The sequence below is a fragment of the Luteibacter sp. P4_D7_3 genome, assembly GCF_056401735.1.
The window spans coordinates 1-1,339 of sequence record NZ_JBFUIT010000564.1 but is presented as its reverse complement, the minus strand read 5'-3'; the positions used below and the strand labels follow the sequence as shown (position 1 = coordinate 1,339).

Annotated in this window: 2 protein-coding genes; both read right to left on the bottom strand. The window is 44.8% G+C overall.

All coding sequences use genetic code 11. The features are described from left to right. On the bottom strand, positions 1 to 731 hold a 731-nt coding region (locus AC1DSN_RS22740), incomplete at its 3' end, for a hypothetical protein (protein WP_477333115.1). Beyond that, a partial coding sequence (locus tag AC1DSN_RS22735) for a sensor histidine kinase (RefSeq protein WP_477333113.1) occupies positions 731 to 1,339 on the bottom strand: 609 nt, incomplete at its 5' end. The genes AC1DSN_RS22740 and AC1DSN_RS22735, both read right to left, overlap by 1 nt.

Below are 1,339 nucleotides of genomic sequence, written 5' to 3'. Positions count from 1 at the left end.
GAATAGGCTTGCTCCCAAACAGATCGCTCTACTTCAGGGATCGATGGGTTTGAGATGTAGTCTGAGAGAATTGGGATTAGTGCTTGATTTAATGCGTGGTACCGGTCTATGTCTATGTTTGCCTTTCCCACTGCAGCATCCGCCAGCACCGCCATGACGGAAGCAGTGCCTAATCCATCAGGTGAAGTAAGTCTTAGAAGGTGTCCCAATGTTTGAGCCGCAGCGGACTGGACGTTACTTTCCCAGCTTAAAAGAGCTCTTATTTGCGGGTGTGAGCAAAGTAATGTCTCGACTTCTGAGATAAGTGCGTCCGGATTTTTTACTTTTCCATTCAGAAGATGCCCGGCTTTGTCTAAAGCTAGTACCTTATAAGGACGCGCTAGGTGCTTTTCAAGGCGGGCTGATAAATACTCTTGAAGCTCAGTGTCTGCACTAGTTCCTTCACTCTGTCCATACTTGGTCCAAAGAATTATTACATATGGGCCTTGAGGGGCGAGGGACTCAAGTATGGATAAGATTATACTGAAGTGAATACTTAATGGAGCAGCAGAGTTTCCGTTTAGATGTAGGTCAAAAAAAATTACACGTGCATCTTTTATGTTGTGATTATGGCCGGTGGAGGAATACTGAATGGCTAGGCAAGAGTGGCCTTTTTCATTGAGCGCATTCACTAAGGCGTAGAGTTCGCTCTCGTCATCGTCAATGGCTACAATTCTCGGTGAAGGGAGCATTATTTAGCATCCTTGAAAATTAATGCGATAACGGCGCCGTCGAACTCTTTTGGTAAATCAACTTCTCCTTTTTCGGGAAATGCTAAAATTCCACCGTTAAGCTCCATGGCCAAATTTGCATAGTATAAGCCAAGCCCCATGCCAATAGGCTTTCTGGTGAAAAAAGGGCGGACTAGATTGTCTGGGTCATCTTGAAAGCCTGGTCCGTTATCTGCAATTATTAATGCGGGCCCAAGTTCGAATTCGTTAGATATACCGAGATATATTTTGCGTTCGGCGGCTTTTGACTCTGGCCATCTAACTTGTAGCCAGTAGATAGAGTTGTCGATTAGATTGACTACGGCGTTTAGGACTAAGCCGAAAGCGAAAATGGATTTAAAGCCATCTTCTTCTTTTTCCAGGAATGGACAGCTTAATGTGGTTTCGTGAAATCGGAATCTAGGCTTTGTAAGATCCCTGGCTCGTGTGATAAGAGTTCGAGCGCTATGAGGTTTTTGATCGTCACGTTTTAATAGATTAGAGAAACCATCGAGCAGTTTGGTTAGGTCTCGGGCTTGATCTGCAGCGCTTTGCAAGTCTGCACCACTCTCAATGGCTTTGTGTAGCAT